Origin of the sequence: Pseudomonas argentinensis (genome assembly GCF_001839655.2) — a bacterium.
GTDB classification, from domain to species: domain Bacteria; phylum Pseudomonadota; class Gammaproteobacteria; order Pseudomonadales; family Pseudomonadaceae; genus Aquipseudomonas; species Aquipseudomonas argentinensis_B.
Map to the genome: position 1 here is coordinate 1,354,808 of NZ_CP056087.1, position 17,976 is coordinate 1,372,783.

The 17,976-nt window shown below is 64.9% G+C and carries 1 protein-coding gene (running past one end of the window); it reads left to right on the forward strand.

Annotated elements, in window-relative coordinates:
• A protein-coding gene (locus SA190iCDA_RS06110) for an Ig-like domain-containing protein (RefSeq protein ID WP_070884421.1) crosses the window boundary here: on the forward strand, positions 1–17,976 show its beginning. It continues 24,738 nt past the right edge of the window; the window shows 17,976 of its 42,714 coding nt (coding positions 1–17,976); its start codon is at positions 1–3; its stop codon lies beyond the right edge, outside the window.

Genomic DNA, 17,976 nt, shown 5'->3' on the forward strand with positions numbered 1-17,976 from the left:
GTGCTGGCTTCGCCGGGCGCGTTCGCCGAGGCGGAGTTCGATATTCGCAGTGCCGCCGCTCTGGGTTCCGCCGGTAGCGCCAGCGATTATGTTCTGGCGGTCACCGATTGCCGGCAGCTCGCCGAAGTCACCATCGTCGCCACTTCCCAGCGCTTGCTGCCGATCGACGCTGCCCGTGACAGCAATGCACCGAACAGCTGCTCCTTCACCTTCCGCATCGACGGCGCCACTGCACTGCAACCGGCGGTAAAGCTGAAGTTTGCCGATGGCACGCAGCAGGATTACAGCGAAACCTTCCAGCAGGAGCGTCAGGCGCCGGAGTTGCAACTGACCCAGCTGGCCATCGAATCCAGTGATAGCGAGCAGTTCCTGGTAGCCAGCTTCGATGCCGCCGACGACGTCGACCTCAGCTACGTCAGTTTCACCCTCACCGGCCTGCGCGCTTCCGACCTGCGTGCGGCGGGCGGTGTGGTCAGCCGCGCCGAACAGACCGCGTTCCTGCGTATGCCGCAGGGCGTCCGCGTGTTTCCGCGCACCGATGGCCAACGTTCCTACACCCTGCGTCAGCGCCTGGATCAGCCGCTGTCTGCCGACGAAGTGGCGCGCAACGCCCTGGTGATGGTGCAGGCTGTAGCGGTGGACGCTTCGGGTAACCAGAACAGCTACTCCGATATCCGCTTTATTGGCGACAACGTCGACGAAGCCGCCCGCTCCATCAGTGTGCATCCCGACCGCTTGCTGTTCAGCGATGCCTTGCAGTCAGCGCGGCTGGTGCCTGAAGTGGACTTCGAGTTCCGTGGTGTCACGCCCCTGGCAGGCCTGGGAACGGGTGTAAGTTATCGTTCCGGGGATACCAGCAAGGTCTGGGTCAGCGCCGAAGGCGTGGTTTACCCTCTCGCAGAGACCGCTGGTCAGGCGGTTCCCGTATATGTGAGCTACCCGGGGCTGGCGGAAATCAGCCTGCCGGTAAACGTGGACTTCACCCGCAAACTGGTCAGCCTGCGTTATGAAGGCCAAGCGGCCGGTCAGCCACTGGTGCTGCCACGCCTGAACGGCTTCCAGAGCCTGCCGAATCTGATCGCGGTGTTCGATGACGGCAGCGAAGCGCCGCTGGCCGACAGCCTGGCCGTCGAGCTGACCCTGCCCACCGGCAGCGATGGCGTGCTGGAGCGCAATGCCCAGGGCCAGTTGTTGGCCCGCGCGCAGATCCCCGCCAGCAGCCCGCTGACCCTGCAGGCCCGTCTGCAGCGTTACCCGGAAATTGGTGTCGAGCTGCCGGTGGCCGCTGAAGACGCCGCGCCCACCGTTGAACTGCAACCCGAAGCCACGATTGCCGTGGGGGCCGTGCTTGAACTGAACGCCACTGCCAGCGATGACGTGGCAGTGAAGAGCGTCGAATTCTGGCTGGACGACAACCTGGTCGGTCGCCGCCTGAGCCCGCCCTATGCCCTTAGTCTGCCCATCGAACAGGAGCTGGAAGGTCGCACCCTGCGACTGCGTGCGGTGGCCTTCGACGGTACCGGCAAAAGTCAAAGCACCGCCGAGCGCCCGGTAAAGGTGGTGGCCAAAGCCAGTCCGCAAGTACCGGCTTTTGTCTTCGAAACTCCGGTTGATGCCCAGCGCGTGATCGAGAACAGCCCGCTGCGTGCGGTGATCGCGGTCAACCTCGGTACCCTGCCGGACATCGAGTACCAGAGCGGCATCAGCCTGGTGGAATACTTCTTTGATGGTCGCAAAGTGGGTGAAACCTCGTTCCCGGCCTTCGAGCAGCGACCGCAGCAGGCCGATCCGAAAAAGATCGATATGGTCGAGATCTGGCAGGCGACCTTGCAGGTGCCGGAGATTTCCGTACGGGAAACCAGCATCGGTCTGTCCGCCCGCGTACATGCCGCCAATGGCGGCGTTACCGACGCCCCGGCCCGTCTGCTACGCATTCTGGAAAACCAGAAGCCGATTGCACGCATCACTCAGCCCGCCGCCGGCAGCATCGCCACGGTCGGCCAGACCATGGCCGTCACCGTCGAGGCGTCCGACGACACCCTGGACGCCGGCACCGATATCTTTCTGCAAGTGAACGGCACCGAAGTCGGCTCCTACCGCCACGTTGTGGATAACTTCGACGGCAACGCCTTTGGCCTGCGCAGCACCAGCCATACCTTCCAGTTGCCGATCAAGGCCGAGTGGCTGGGCCGAACCCTGGAGCTGCGTGCCCAGGCGGTCGATCTGCACCAGCAGAGCAACCTGTCCGAGCCGCTGCTGCTGCCGGTCAAGGGTGACCAGGCGCCAACGGTGTCGATGAGCTACCCGGTGGAGGGCGCCCATCTGGTGTCCGGCCAGCCCGTGGAATTCCGCGCCAACGCCACCGACGACCTGGGCTTGCGCCAGGTCGACTTCTATGTGAACGACAAGCTTATCGGCAGCGACCTGCGCGCGCCGTTCAGCGTGGTGTATCAGGCCCCGCCCGGCGTGGAGAGCGAAACCCCGCTGGTGCTGCACGCCATCGCCACCGACAGCGCCACCCAGACCGCGCGCAGCCCGTCGGTGAACGTCACCCTGGGCAAAGATGAAGACGATCCGGTGCTCAACCTGGCCTCGCCGGCCATCAGCGTCAGCGACGCCGGGCAGGACCTGGCGCCCGTCGTGGAAAACAGCACCTTTGTGCTCAAGTTCACCGGCTACGACAACGTGGGCGTCGAGCGCCTTGAGCTCTACGGTGTGGTCAAGGAGGCCGGCGTTGGCTATCGCCTGACCGGCAACCTTAATGACCGCCTGAGCAGCGTCGATGGCGACCTCACCGTGCAACAGATTCCTGGCGCGCTGAAAGCCTATTCAGCGATCAAGGTGGTCTCCGCGCCAACGTTCAAGCGCCTGGATGGCGTGCGCTACGACCGCTACCCGATCCGCGCCGTGGCCACCGATGGCACCGGCAACGACAGCGAACTGCAAGTGCTGATCGGCGTGGGTGCCGACAGCAAGCCGGAAGTGCGCGCCCTCAGCCCGACCCAGGGCAGCCTGTACAGTCAGGACACCCTGAATGTCGACGTGGTGGCCCGCGACGACCGCGCCGTGCATGCCCTGGAAGCCAGCCTGTGGGCCGAAGGCGGTAGCACCCCGCTGTGGCAGAAACGCGTCGACCAGGCCGCCGGCCTGACCCCCGGCCCGGAAACCGTCAACCGCCTGAGCATCGACCTCAAGCCGCTGAAACTGGCCAACCAGGAACGCCAGCTGCGCCTGAAAGTCGTGGCCGTGGATGACGTCGGCCAGCCCAGCGACAGCAAGGAGCTGGCGGTCAAGGTATTGGCCGATACCCTGGGGCCGCGCCTGGCGGTGACCTCGCCGATCCAGGGCGCGCCGTTGTACGCCGGCAACAAGGTGACGGTGAAACTGCGTGGCGTCGACGACACCAAGTTGGTCAGCCTGGCCGTTCTCAGCGCCGGCAAGACCCTGCACAGCCGCACCCTGACAACCGAGCAGCAAGCCGCCAGCTTTGACGACCAGTTCGAATTCACCGTGCCGAGCGAAGGCGAAGAAGTGGTGCTCGAGCTGCGCGGCGAAGACCAGTACGGCAACGCCGCCGCGCCTACCCTGTGGCGCTTCCCGCTGAGCAAAGACCTGCCACCGGTGGTCAGCGTGCGTGCTCCGGCGCCGGGTGCGCGGCTGTACGAAGGTGAAGCCTTTACCGCTCAGGTACTGGCCACCGACGACCGCAAGGTGACCAAGCTGGAGTTCTACCAGCGCACTGGCGGTCAGACCCAGGTGCTCAAGACCATTTCCGGGGCGGACCTGGACAAAGCTGCCGGCGGCTATATCGGCGCCGCCCTGCGTGTACCGAACAAAGCCGCCGCCGACACCGCCATGGGTGTGCGCGCCACCGACAGTGCCGGGCAGACCACTGAAGCACCGTTCGATCTGGAAATCATCGACGACACCGAAGCGCCCACCCTGCAACTTAACAAGCCAGCCGGTGATTTCAGCCTGGAGCCAGGGGCCAGTTTCGAACTGCAAGGCAGCGCGGGCGACAACCAGTGGGTGGACGCCATCGACGCGGTGTTTATCGACCCGCAGACCAAAGAAGAACACGCCGTGGCCTGGACTCTGTTCAGCCGCATGGATCGGGTGGAAACCGTCAAGGTGCCGAACCCCGGCACCCTGGGTGCGGTGCTGGTCGGCCAGCGTTTCTATGCCGACTTCGAAGCCCGTCTGCGCCTGGCCCCGGAACTCACCCGCCGCTATTCCGGCAAGGTGCTGCAACTGGTGCTGCGCGCCCGTGACCGTGGCGTCAACGAAACCCGCTCGCCGCTCATCAATGTCACCGTACTGGCAGACGACAAAGGCCCGCAGATCAATATTCAGCAACCGCTCGAGCGCCTGTTCGACCGGCAGAAAACCCAGCTGCAAGTCAACCTCAAGGACGACACCGCCGTCGCCTCCTATGAAGTACGCCTGCTCGATGACAATGGCCGCAACGAAGTGCTGGCCCAGGCCACCGGCCTGAGCGAGGCCGAAGTCAATGTGCCGGACAGCGGCGTGAAAGAAATCGATATCGAGCGCTACCGTCCGCAAGCCGAGCCGATTGCCCTGACCCTCACCGTCAAGGCCACCGACCTGCTGGGCAACGAGAGCCTGCAAACCCGGCGCATCCTGATCCAGAGCGACCAGCCGCCGAAGTTGGCCTGGCGCGACGCTTCGCCATCGGCCCAGCAGGAACGCGGCCAGCCGTTGCGCGGCAGCCTGCAAGTGACCGATGACTACAGCGATGGCAGCGTCAATGGTACGGTTGAACACCTGCTGGTGTTCAGCTCCCTGCGAGATTTGGACAGCGCTCGCCAGGCCAAAGGCCTGGCCCTGAAAAAAGACAACCGCAACATCCCGCAGTTGGCCTTCGACTACCCCGAAGCAAGCAACTGGCAAGGCGCGCTGCTGTATAACGAAAAACCCTTCCTCAGCGTCAGCAATGGCCGTATGACCCTGCAGGGTGGCGAAGAGTCCAAAGCACCGCGCAGCCTGAAAGTGGGCGAGCAGACAGGCAGCTGGGAAGTGGAAACCTATTCGCGCAACCTCTGCCAGGTGCGCCCGGCCACCCGTGAAGTGCAGGCCGTCAATGGTCTGCTCGACCTGCAGGCGCTGACCACCGACGATACCACCCGCCTGGTACTGCGCCCACGCAGCGGTGCGCCGGCCTTTATTCGTGAGCTGCAATTCACCCTGCAGGAATCGGCTGCCGCTGACGTCACCGCCGCCAGCGGTGCGCGCATGCCAGGCCGCTACGCCCTTAGCCTGCTGCTGCAAGACGGCACCGGCAGCGCGGCGCAAACCGCCTTCCTGCAACTGGCGCGCAGCGGCAGCCAGGGTCAGACCGAGCAGAGCTTCGCCACCCTGATGCCGCTACCGGTGGAAGCCCAGGGCACCAGCGTGACCCTGATTGGTTTTGCCACCGACCGTTTCTCCCACGAGCGCGGCGAACAGACCCTGAGCGTACTGCTGCAACAGCCGTTGAGCCTCGACGAACAGGCGCCTAGCGCGCGCCTGGTCAGCCCGGTTGCTGGCACCGTGGCCATTCCGATGCAGCAGCTGGACCTGAAACTCGGCTTCAGCGACGACAGCCTGGCGCTGAAAAGCCTGCGCCTGCTGGAAAACCGCAGCCGCACCGTCCATGACCTGGGCGTGAGCTATGGCCAGACAAGCTGGCAAGTGCCGTACAGCGTGCCGAAGGGCTTCACCAGCGGTGAGCTGGAGCTGACCCTGATCGCCGAAGACTTCAGTGGCCGCAGCAGCGAACACAGCCTGATCTATCCGCTGCAAGCCAACGAAAAACCGCAGCTGACCTTTGCCGGCTTCAACACCTACTGGGTCAACGGCCACTACGAAAAAGCCCTGACCGACCCGGCGCGCATCAACTACGGCGAGTTCTGGGTGCGCATCAACGAACGCTTCCGCCTCGACACCACCCTGCGGGACGACGCCGGCCTGGCCGCCTACCGCATCGTGCGGTTGAAACGCGATGGCAGCGTGGCGGCGGTGGTCTACGAGCGCAGCTTCCAGGTCAACTGCCCGACGGCGCCGCCGCTGTTGGCCGACGACAAGACCGAAGTCCTGTTCGACCAGACCGAACCGACCGAATACCGTCTGGAACTCACCGACACCTACGGCAACCTGGCCGAGCGCACCTTCCTGGTCCACCCGCTGACCAACGTGGTGCCCGAAGTACGCATTACCGCTCCGGCTGAAGACCAGGAAATCGTTGCCGGCACCTTCCGCATCCGCGTTGGCCTGGTGGCCGCCGATGACCGTCTGCTCACTGATTCGCGCCTGAAAGTATTCGCCAACGGCGTACCGCTGCCGGTGATGGGCTCGGCGGCAGGCGCAGCCGGTGGCGAGCTGGTGGTAGACGCCGCGTTTGCCAGCATTCACGACAGCCTGCACGCCAACTACGACGCCAGCATCGCCGATGACTTTGGCCGCCGTAACAGCCCGTACGCGCTGCAACGCACCTTTGTGCTGGAAGTGCCCCAGGGCCTTATCCGTCACAACGAAACCCTGAAACTCACCGCGCAGATCGAAGACTCCGATGGCGCCGTCGGCCTGTTCGACCGGCAGATCAAGGTGATGGCTGACCAGATCAAGCCCGAGCCGCTGATCAAGCGTCCGGTGGCTGGTTTTGGCGCGCCTGAGGACAGCGATTTCACCGTGGCCTTCCAGGCCTACGACAACGTCAAGGTCAATCGCCTGACCCTGTCGCGCGCCTATGGCGTGCTGAAAAACGACGGCACCTACGTCAAGCAGAACTTCACCCTGGTACGCAGCATCGACGGCATTCCGGCTGACGACTACGAGCCGGTCACCACGCTGAATATCGACACCCCCGAATACAACCAGCTGATGCACGTCGACCGCCTGTTCACCATCTTGCAGGGCTTTGGCCTGGCCAGCAGCGATGTGAAACGGGTGGATGTGCTGCTCAAGGTCGAAGCCTTCGATGCTGCCAACAGCCAGGCCTACGAAGTGGGCTACCCGGTGCATCCGGATCAGCGGCCAACCCTGGACGTGGCCGAGCCGGCGCCGGGTGCCAAGGTCGTGGAAGGCAACCCGCTGTACGTCAACGTTAAGGCGTTCGACGACGTGGGCATCGAGTACGTCAATATCATCGCCACCTACGGCAATGGTCAGACCCCGTATATCCAGCGCCTGCGCACCTCGCCGTACAACTTCATGGTGCCGGTGCCGGCCTTCGATACCGCCAATCCGGACGCCAACCGCATCCACCTGGCCATCGAGGCGGTGGACACCTATGGCGTAGCGCACAACGATCTCGACGCCCACCGCGCCGAAGAAAGCCTGGACGTGGAAATCATCCGCGACCAACTGCCGAGCGTGGTGATCGCCACGCCAAAAGACGGCGCCGAAAGCACCGAAGGCCAGTTGCTGCTGGTGGAGGTCAACGCTGTCGATGACGTCGGCGTGGACCGCGTGGTGCTGAATATCGCCGGCTATAAAGGTGGCGACCGCAGCCTTACCGATATGGTCTTCCCCTACGAATTCCTGGTGGAAGTGCCCTATGGCCAGGCCGGCACCGACCTCAGCCTGACTGCCAGCACCCTGGAACGCCGTGCCGACGGTAAAGGCCGCAGCGTCAGCACCGCGCAGCCAGTGAAAGTGCGCGTGATCAAAGACACCAAGGCGCCGCAGCTGACGGTGAAACTGCCGTTGGCCACTGGCGCCAGCGTGGCGGAAAAACGCAACCTGCCGTACCAGCTGGAAGCGACCGACAACGTTCGCGTCGGCTCGGTCAGCCTCGGCCTGTACGCCGACCGTAACGGCGACGGCACCTTTGCCGACAACGAGCGCGTGGCCGACCGCCTGCTGCTCAGCGGCCCCTACATCGGCAACCTGCCGGTGGGCAGTATCGCCGACTACCTGGGCCGCACCACCGACCTGCCCGAATCGCTGCCCTTGCAGCTGCGCGTTACCGCCCGCGACCCGAGCGGCAACGAAGCCAAGGAAAACATCGGCGTCAATCTGCTGCGCAACCAGCCGCCGGAAGTGAATGCCATCAAGCTCCTGGATGCGCGCGGTTTTGCCATGGGCGATGTCACCGAGCTCACCGAAGGCCGCGGCATCGTGGTGCAAGTGCAAGCCAGCGACGCCGAAGTGGGCGTGGACGCTGCTGCGCTCTATTACTCCATTGGCGCTGCCGGTGCCGAGCCGAAATTCCAGGCCCTGGGCGAAGATTCCGCCGCGCCGTACCAGTTCCACTTCAAGGTTCCGACTGGCCGCGTTGACCAGGTGCTGCGCCTGCGCGCCAAGGCCCGTGACCTAGACGGCTACGAGTCGGGCTTCGTCGATCTGCCGGGCAGCATCAAGATCAAGGCCGACAAGGCGCCGAACGCGCGCATCGTCAAGCCGGACAACGACAACGCGGTGGTGATCGACGGCGAAGACGTCGAAGTGTTTGTCGAAGCCTTCGACGACCTCGGTCCGGAAGGCATCGACCACGTGACCTTCTATGTCAACGGTGTGCCGGTCACCAGCACCGAACAGAGCTACGGTCAGCAGATCGGCAGCCATGCCCAGGACCACGTGTACCGCGCGCTGATCGCCGCCCCCGCCGGGGTCAACGGCTTCACCGTGCAGGCCATCGCCTATGACGTGCTTGGCCAGGCTGGCGAGTCGCAGATCGTGCGGGTCGGCAAGCTGGAAGACACCGTGGTACCGCGCCTGGGCGTGCTCTACCCGATTGATAAAGACGTGCTGACCATGGGCGAAAGCCTGCGCGCGGTGGCGTCCATCGAAGACATGGGCGGCGCCATCTCGGAAGTCAGCATGCTGTGGAGCCGCGAGTACCAGACCGAGGCCGGCGAATGGAAAGTCGCCGACCAGTACCCGCTGAAACTGTTCCGCGATGACACACGCGCCAACGGCGACACCACGCCGGTCAGCGACCCGGACAAGCATTACTTCATCTATTGGGCCGACTTCAGCCAAGGCGATGTGCTGCGCCGCACCGGCCTGCGCAACGAGCGCCTGCATGTGCTGACCAAAGTGGTTACGCCCAACCACACCGTCACCCGCGACACCTACCACGAAATGGGCTGGCCGATCAGCGAGCGGCGCTTTATCGCCCCGCAGAGCGGCGACCTGGTATCGGCGAAGAAGGTGAATTACACCGCCGTCGACCAATACCGCGCCCTGGACCGCGCCGGCGCGATGGTCGCGGCCTGGTCGACCATCGACCCGCTGCGCATCGAACAAGGCCTGGGCCTGCTGAGCAAAACCGAAGCCCTGGCCGGTAACGCCCCGGCGCGCACCGGTATCTTCATCATGGATGCCGTGGACGAAGCGCAGAGCAACGGCAGCGGTGATTTCTTCGCCTATTCGCCACTGCTCAACGGCGCGGCGGAAATCTTCAACGGCAGCATCGGTGAGTTGGTCACCGACGAGAACATCGTACTGGCCGGCAAGTCCGGCATGACCGGCGGCAACTGCCAGTCAGACCTGGGCAACTGCAATTTCGTCGACCAGCTGACCAGCGAAATCAAGAAAGACTGGCACGGCGGCGACACCCCGAGCGAAGGCACCGGCGCCCTGTACCTGGACAACAACGCCGGCGAGCTGCTGCTGTTCGGCCAGAAGAACGGTGACGGCCAGTTCGGCCTGCCGTACCTGCTGCTGGGCCGCGTCGATATGCCGTACCCGGATGTGTATGGCCTGACCCGCAGCGGCAACCTGGCCCTGGTGGCCAACGGTAACGGAGGCGTGCAGGTGATCGACGTCACCAACATGACCGCGCCGTACCACGTCGGCTATATCAAGCCCAACGGTTCCGCCCGCGACGTCAAGGTGCGCGGCCATTACGCCTATATCGCCGCCTCGGAAGAGGGCGTGGTGGTGGCCGACCTCAGCACCCCGGCCATGCCGATCGTGGCCAAGCTCGACACCCTTGGCGTGGCCAACCGCCTGAACCTGGTGGGCAACCAACTGTATGTCACCGACATGGCCGGCAGCGGCGAGAGCGCCCGCCTGAGCCGTATCGATATCAGCGAGCCGGACCAGCCGCGCGTGGTGCAGGTGGTGGAAATCGCCCCGCATCGCCCGGACCAGACCCCGGATGGCCTGTATGACGTGCATGTGTCGGGCAACCTGGCCTATGTCACCGAACTGCTCTCCGACCAGGAAGACAAACCCTCGCAAAGCCTGGTGCAGATCATCGACCTGGCCCGCGTTGGCCAGAGCGGTGTGGACGCCACCGTACCGGTGATGGTGCAGCGCAATGCCACTCTGGATAACTTCGGCGTGCGCGGCGTTACCCTGGCCCGTGGCGCCATCCAGGTGGCGGCTGGCAAAGGCGGTATCGGCCGTATCGACCTGCCGGCGCTGACCGTGCTGCAACACAGCCCGCAAGTGGGCGAGACCGATATCAGCACCCAGCTGCCGCAGGTGCTGATCGAGCTGTCCGCCGTGCTGCCAGGCGACACCAACCTCAGCGACTACGTGCAGGTGCTGGAAGGCGATGCGCAGATCGGCCGGGATGTCACCGCGCAGTTCGACCTGTCCTTCGCCCCGCGTGGCACCGACACCACCAAACGCCGTATCCAGCTGGTGCGCAAAGACGGCCAGAACCTGCTGCCGCGCCAGCGCTACTACGTGCGGATCAAGCAGGGCGTGAAACCGGTTACCGGCCAGCCGCTGGCCTCCGATTACGTGTTCACCTTCAGCACGGCCTCGGCTGATGCGCAGTACCCGGACATCATCAGCATCTGTACCCGTGAAAGCGCCGACCGCCATGGCTGCGTCAACGTCGGGGATGTGCGCGGCGGTACGCAGGTGGTGGTGCGCGGCAGCAACTTCGGCGAACAGCCACGCCTTTCCGTGGGCGGCGAGCCGCTGGTGGTGGAAAACCGTGTGGTGGATGCCGACACCGGCATCGTCACGATCTACGCCAAGACCGTACCTAACTACCCAGGCCCGGCCTCGGTCACCGTCACCACCGCTGCCGGCCTGAGCGACACCGTGCTTGGCGGCTTTGTATTCGTCGATGAACTGTCGATTTCCCACCTGACCCCAGCCGTGGTGCGCGTGGCGCAGACCGGCAAGAACGATCGCGTCGATCTGGTGGGCAAGGGTTTCCACGCCGGCATGACCCTCACCGCCTACAAGAGCGGCGAGCCGGGCACCGCCAAGACCTTCAAGGTCGGCTCCGATGACCTGCGCCTTTACAGCGCCGAGCGCATGAGCCTGTTGGTGCCGGACCTGCGTGACGACGAAGGCGGCGGTTATCGCGGCTTTATCGATATCGAGCTGGCTGACGACCTCGGTCGCCACTACGTGCAACGCAATGCCCTGTTCTATGGCCGCCTGCAACTGGACCGCAGTCTGGAAAGCGAGCCGCCGATGACCATGGAGGAAATCGACGCACGGCTGAAAACCCTCGCCGACGGCCAACTGACCAACTACGTGCCGGACCCACTGAAGCTGCCGCCGGGCAATATCGTCGATCTGGCCGCCGACAGCGAACTGCACATGCTCTATGTGCTTGGCCGTGGCGAACTGAAAGGCCCGGCGCCGGGCAACCTGCTCAACCTCGAGCAGTTGCAGCACTACTACGCGCCGGGCTGGATCAGCCTGGTCAAATACGACCCGGCGAAGATCGCCGAGGCCGCGCCGCGTCATGCCCTGGGGTATTACAACCTGCCGCAGGACCTGCAACCCAGCGCCATGGCCCTGGCCGACAAGCAGCTGTACGTTACCGCCCGTGGCTACGACTTCCCGTACCTGGACACCGAATACGAAGGCCGCAGCGTGCTGCTGGTGTACGACCGCGAAACCCGTGACCCGGACGTGCTCACCGAGCAGCCGCCCGGCAAGGACCGCGACATTCGCTACAGCCTGCCGCTGCCCAACGGCACCGTGGCCGAGAAAGTCGTCGCCCACCAGGGCCTGCTGTTGATCAACGCCGGCAAAGAAGGCGTGGTGGTGGTCAGCATCGCCGACCCGCTGCGCCCGAGCGTGGTGCGGCGCCTCACCTCCGCCACGGTTGATGGTCGTACCCTGGCGCTGACCAACGTTACCGATATCAGCGTGATCGGCGATGCTCTGCACGTGGTCAACAGCGGCAACCGGGTGATCTTCGACCTGAGCAAACCGTCGCTGCCGCAACTGGGCGATTCGCGCGTCACCGGCCTGACCGGCATCACCGCCGATGGCAGCCAGTTTGTTACCGGCAACGGCCTGAACCTGTACGACGCCAGCCGTCCGGCCTTTATCCGCGAGCAGGGCCGTTACCTCTCCGGTGGCTTCAGCGTGCCGGGCGAAAGCGTGGGCATCCGCGCCCAGGTCAGTACCGCTTTCAACCTGACCCAGACCGGCAGCGACAAGGCCGATTGCGAGAAAGGCTCTATCGGCTACCTGGGCTTCTACGACTTCAGCCGCGCCGACAACATCAGCCTGCTCGACGCCCTCGGCCTGCCGTACTGCATCCGCCTGCCTGCCGCCGGGCTGCTGATGAAACCGTACCGGGTCAATCCGTCGACGCTCACCGACCAGGGCATCGCCGCGTTCGCCACCTACACCGCGCCGGGCGGCGAGGTGATTTCCAACCTCGGCCTGGTCGATCTGCTGACCCAGGAACTGGTGCGCTCCATCCCGGCCGATGGCGCCGACGGTGTGCCGCTGGACAGCCCGCTGACCCTGCAATTCACCCGACCGCTGAACGCTATGGATGACGAGCAGCTGCGTCAGTTCCTGGTGTTGCAACACGACGCCCAGAACAACCAGCCGGCCAGCGAACTGCCGTACACCTTGCAGCGCAGCACCGACGGGCGCGTGCTCAGCGTGCAGCCGGCGCAAGGCCTGCAAGCCAACCACAGCTATCGCCTGATCCTCAAAGGCGACCTGGCCAGCCGCCGCAGCCGTGGCTTGCTGGAACACGCCATTCGCTTGCGTGCCGGTGTGGCCGGTGGCGCCCAGGTACAGATCGTCAGCACCGCGCCTGGCATGCTCGATGTCGGCGGCGGTGAGTTGGATGTGGTGCTGCGTGGCGCCAGTGGCCAGGTGCAGTTCAGCGTTTCCGGCCAGGCCGCCAACGGTTCGCTGGCCGAAACCCTGGCAGACGGCACCGCTCGCTACCGCGTGCAGGCGCCGTCCAGCCTGCCGGGCGCCGCCAGCCTGCAAGTGGTCAGCGGCAACGGCAGCAAGGCGTCGAAAGTGGGTGCGGTGCAGTTTGTTGAACCGCTGCTGCTGCGCTCGCTGACCCCCGCTCTGGGCTCGCTCAACGGCGGTACCAAGGTGCAGATCAAAGGCCAGGGCTTCCGCAGCGAAACCGGCGCCATGAGCGTTCATTTCGGCGATATGCCGGTCACCCAGTACAAGGTGCTGGACGCCGAAACCCTGGAAGTGGTGACGCCGGCCGGCCCAATTGGCACCGTCGATGTGCGCGTGCAGCTGACCAACGGCCAGCAGGGCACCCTGACCCAGGCCTTCACCTATCAACAGCCGCCGCAATCGCAGATCCGCGATGACGGCGGGCGCATCTACGACATGGCGCTCGACCCGTCCGGCAGCCTGCTGTTCTCGGCGCAAGGTACCAGCGGTGTGCTGGTGTACGACATCAACGCCGGCAACTACACCGCCGACCCGCAGAAGCCGCTGAACCCGGATGACCTGCTGCGCCTGATCGACCGCAATGGCGACAAGTCCGACGACCGCATCATTTCCCGTATTGCCCTGCCGTCGGACTTCATCGCCGTAGGCGTGGAGCCGTTCTTCGAGCGCGGCAGCGACCGTGTGTACATCACTGCGGTGCACCTGGACGGCGCCGGCAATCCGGATGCCGCGCGCCTGTACACCGTGGCCTTCGATGAGCTGGACCCGGCCAAGACCACCATTATCGGTAGCCTGGAATTGCCTGGCACCTCGGTGCGCGGCCTGCGTGTGCGCAACGCCCGTGTCTTGCTGGCCATGGGTGAAGAAGGTCTGGGCATCGTCGACTCCTTCCTGCCAAACAAGACCTACCTGGTGCAAAGTCTGGCCGCCGCGCCGAAGCTGCCCATGCTGGATATCGCCACCCAGACCGGTATCGGCACGCAGGCAGGGGACGGCACCGCCGCCGGCCTGATCGTCGCCGTGGGTGGCACCTTTGATTACCGCAGCAACCGTCTGCTGACCAAGGAAGCCATCGGTAGCGGCGGCTTGCAGGTGTACAGCCAGACCGCCAATGCCGGCCTGAAACGCCTTGGCCAGCTCGACCTGCCAGGTACCCGCGTGTCGCTGCAGGGCCGCTACGCCTACGTGGCGGCTGGCGCCAGCGGTGTGGCGGTGGTTGATTTGCTCGACCCGAGCGCACCGACCGTGGTCGCGCGGATCAACGACATCGGCTACGTCTACGACCTCGACTTCAACGGCAACACCCTCTATGTCGCCCGTGGCGAAAAGGGTGTGCTGATGGTCGATGTAACCAACCCGCTGAAACCGGTGGCTGGGCGCAGCATGACCTCCAGCGGCAGCGTGGAAAGCGTGGTAGCGGGCGATTACTCGGCGCATTCGGGCGGCGTGGATGCCAAGGGCAGCCTGTTGCAAGTGGTGCCGGACGTGGTGCTGAAGCTGCACGCGGTGGACCCGGCCAACGGCATCCTCGATCGTCAGGTGGATGGCAGCGTGCAAGTGATGGCGCGCTTTAACAAAGCCATCGACCTGTACCCGGCCAACAGCGCCATGTTCCAGTTGCTCAACAGCCAGGGCCAGGCTTTGCCGGCCACCGTGCAGATCGTCAACAACGACGCCAAGCTGGTGCTGCCGACCAGCAGCGTAGACCGCCTCACCGTGGGCGAGCGCCTGACGCTGGTGGCCAAGGCCGGCCTCGCCTCGGTGAAACCGATTACCGCCAGCGACACCGTGGTATTGCAGCGCCTGGCTCAGGATCAGCGCGTGCCGCTGACCTACCGTGGCGCGCGCAACGATGCGTTGTCCATTGAAGCCGTGACGCCGCGTCGCGTGGCGCAGAACACCGTCAGCCTGGTGACCGTCAGCGCCCTGGGTATTCCGGCCAACCTGGCGCAGGTGCGCCTGTATGCCGGTGACCGCGCGCTGTCCATCGAGGGCGTTACCCGCGATAACGACGCTTCCCCGGCAGTGCTGAAAGTCAGCGTGCCGGCCTTGCCAGCTGCGGGCCAATACAACCTCACCCTGCAAGTGCAGCGTGACGGCATCTGGCAGCAGACCGTGCTCGAAGGCGCCCTGCTGGTGGATGCACCGATCCGCTTCGACGCCCTGGTACCGCTGTGGGGCCCGGTGGCCGGCGATACCGTGGTGACCATTACCGGTGACGGCTTCGAGCCGGGCAACACCGTGATGGATGGCCTCAAGGTGCGCTTCGGCGGCCTGCCGGTCGGCCGTATCGAGGTGTTAGCCAGCAACCGCATGCGCGTGACCTCGCCCCGTGGCGCGCCGGGCAAAGTCGATGTGCTGGGTGAAGACCGTTACGGCAACCAAGCCAGCCTGACCGGCGACCGTGGTTTCGGCTACGGCCTGCGCAAACAGTCGGAACTGCATCCCTCGCTGCTGTACCCTAGCGATGTGTGGATTGACCAGCAGACCGGCGTGGCCATCACCAACGGCGGCCATATGGTCAACGGCTATGGCAAGCAGACCTTGGCCAGCGGCGGCTGGTTGCCGGAGCTGTACCGCGCTGCCTCGTTCTCGGTGCAGGACGCCAGCAAACCGGTACTGGTCGGCGGCGCCTCGTCGCTGCCAAGCGACAACCTGCGCCTGAGCCTGAAACAACAGGCCGCCGCGATTTCCAAGCGCATGGGTGGGCTCAACCCGGTTGAACCCACCGAGGAAGAACAGGAACTGCTCGACCGCCAGGCCGCGCAGGATTTCAAAGTAGGCTTCGACTCGCTGCGCATCAGTCCTACCATGGAGTGGGAACAGAACACCTGGCGTAAGCGCCTGTACGTGGCCAGCGGCGCTGGCGGCGTGGCGCGCCTGAACCTCGACGAACAGAACGGCCTGCAAACCATCCAGGAAGAAGACCTGTCCGCGCCGATCAGCCGGGTGGTCAAGCAGGGCCCCGGCCTGATAGCGGCCTCGGTGGAAGTCACCGTCGATCCGCCGAATAGTGACCAGTGCACCTTCCTGATCGGCGAGGCCGCCCCGGCGGAGCTGTTCGCCCTCAACTACCAGAACGGCGAAGACCCGGTACGTGTCACCCCGCCAAGCGGCCTGCAGGGCGGCGCGCTGCTGCAACTTAACGACGGCTGGCTGTTCAGCGGCGGCAAGGTGCGTGGCGCCAAGTGGGCCAACTGCCCGGGCTGGGACGAATCCCTGGGCGTGCCGGTGGATGGCAAGGCCGGTGAAATCCGCGCCCTCAACCTGTTCGACCCGGCGCAAACGCGCAGCTACAGCTTTGTTGCCAACCCGCAGGATATGGTCGCCTATGGCCGTTATCTGGTGGCAGCAGTCGGCAGCCGTGGTGTGGAAATCATCAACCGCGACGAACCCGAAGAGCGCACGCTGCTCAGCCTCGACCAGAAGCTGCAAGCCACGGCGGGCCGTGGTGTGCGCCTGCGGATGGCCGGCAACCTGCTGTTTGTGGCGGCCGACAGCGGCGTGGTGGTGGTCGATCTGCGCGAACCGCTGCAACCCCGGGTGATCTCGGCGGGTAACCAGGAGCGAATCGAAGCGCTGGACCTGTTCAATAACCGTCTGGTGGCCGGCTCCGGTACCAACGGCATGACCCTGCTGGAACTGCCCGGCGCGCTGGTGCTGGACGCCAGCGTCAAACAAGGCGGCGTACTGCCAGCCGGCGAGCAGGCACTGCAACTGACCTTCAATGAGCCGGTGACGCTGGAGTCCCTGCGCGCTGCCGGTGCCCTGAGCCTGGTGGATATCAGCAATGGCGAGCAGGCCCTGGCCGTGCCGACCATCGAACACTTGAACGGCGACGGCCAGTCGGCCAGCCGCGTGGTGCTGCGCTTCACCCCGACGCCCGGCGCGCAACTGCGTCTGCGTGTGCAGCAGGCGCGCAACCTGCGCGGTGCAGGGCTGTGGGCGCCTTACCAGGTGGACTTCAAGGTGGCGCCAAGCGGTGCCAGCCAACCGGCGATCCAGTACCTGGAAAACGCCAGCTTCCACCGTGGCGCGCAAGACCGCGTAGTGATTCACGGCAGCGGCTTCAGCAGCAGCGTGAAGGGCTACGTCAACCAATACCCGGTGGAGCTGCAATGGGTCAGCGCCACACGCCTGGAAATCGCCCCGAACGCCCTCGACCTGCTGCCGCTGAGCCCTGGCCAATGGCACCTACGCCTGGATGACGGCGGCCTGCGCAGTGATTACCTGGGTGCCTTTATGGTCGGCGCCGAGCAAGCGCTGAACCAAGTCAAGTTCACCGTCAGCCCGGATTCTGCCAGCAAGAAAGGCGGCGCCAAGGTCACCATCGATGCCAGCCACGATGTGCTGATGCCGGGCACCAAGGTAATGTTGCGCGCCCGCCATGGCGACACCGAGATCTACACCGGTCGCAGCCCGATTGTCGAAGATGCCGGCAATATCAGCATCGATCTGCACGACAACGTGGAAAATCAACGCCAGTTCAGTTTTGTGCTGCCGGGCGTGATCGAGCCGGATATCTACGACGTTTACCTGCGCGTGCCAAGCGGCGCCGCTACCCGTGAAGTCAAAGTGGGCGCGCTGTCCTACACCCTGCCGCAGGGCCTGGGCATCATCCTGCCGAACTATCCGCCGATGCAGATCGGTGCCGCGCAGGTTGTCGGTGACCGCCTGTTCGTCGGGGTGAAAGCCGGCGTGCAGCCGACGTCCAGCAACCGCTACCTGATGACGGCCGGCCTGGAAATCTACGATATCGGCCTGTGGGAACGGCCCATCCGCCTGTCGCAACTGCGCCTGACCGAACCGGTGCTGGGCCTGGAAGTACTCGACAGCCTGGTGTACCTGGCCAACGACCGCGACGGCGTGCGCGTGGTG